General features: G+C 35.4%; 2 protein-coding genes. Both read left to right on the forward strand.

Annotation, left to right across the window (positions count from 1 at the left end; genetic code table 11):
• The coding region (locus BG20_RS09555; protein ID WP_010194147.1) for an NADH-quinone oxidoreductase subunit D-related protein at positions 1–405 on the forward strand (405 nt) is incomplete at its 5' end.
• Positions 406–991: NADH-quinone oxidoreductase subunit H (locus tag BG20_RS09560; RefSeq protein WP_010194504.1), on the forward strand; the 586-nt coding region annotated here is incomplete at its 3' end.

Here is a 991-nt window from a genome sequence, read left to right on the forward strand (position 1 = left end):
CCTTACGATGTCTATGATGAGTTAGATGTTCACACTAATGTTATGAAAGAAGGGGATTCTTATGCAAGATCTAAAGTACCATGGCTTGATATGCTTGAAAGCTGTAACATAATTAGACAGGCATTACAAAAAATGCCAAAGTCTGGTTCTGTAAGAGTCAAACTAAAACCAAATCCAAAAGGTAAAGGACTTGACACTGTATACAAACGAGTAGAATCTGGTAGAGGCTCTTTAGGATGTTATATTGTATCTGATGGAAAACCAGAACCATATAGAGTAAAGATGAGTGTTGGTTCATTTAGAAACTTAATTGCATTACCATATCTTCTAAAAGGAGAAAAACTTGGAAACATGCCCTCTGTATACTGGAGTCTTAATTATTGGCCTGTGGAGGCAGATCGATAAATGTCTGTTATTGCACCAAACTTCAAGTTTAGTGAATTTGTAAAATCTATTTTAGATAATGTATTTTGGATTCTTTTACTTTTCACATTAATTGGTATTCCTGCAGTTCAAGTTGTTTTATTCTATATTGAAATGCCTGTTATCAACGGCGAATTACTTACACCATTTCTTGCATTAACATGGTTAGCTGATCCTTCTAGAACACTCCCAATTTTAAAAGCTTTCATGACTACTGATTTATTTAGGATTGCAGCATTTCCTGGATTTGGATTTGCAGCATTAATTGCAGCTGGAACAATTTTTATCGAAAGAAAAATGTTGGCAAAACTCCAGTTACGTGTCGGTCCATTTTACTGTGGAAAAGTTGAAGGAATTTTACAATTGATGGGAGATGGACTTAAGTTAATTTCAAAGGAAATTATTATTCCTGCAAAAGCTGACAAACCAATTTTTTGGGCAGCGCCTGTTATCTTTGTTGCAACAGCTGCTGCATTTGTAGCATTAATTCCAGTTGCTCCCGGTTGGGTTGTGGCCGATGTTGATGTTGGATTATTGGCAGTTTTTGCAATTATAGGATTCTTTCCAA

The organism is Candidatus Nitrosarchaeum limnium BG20, assembly GCF_000241145.1.
Lineage (GTDB): Archaea > Thermoproteota > Nitrososphaeria > Nitrososphaerales > Nitrosopumilaceae > Nitrosarchaeum > Nitrosarchaeum limnae.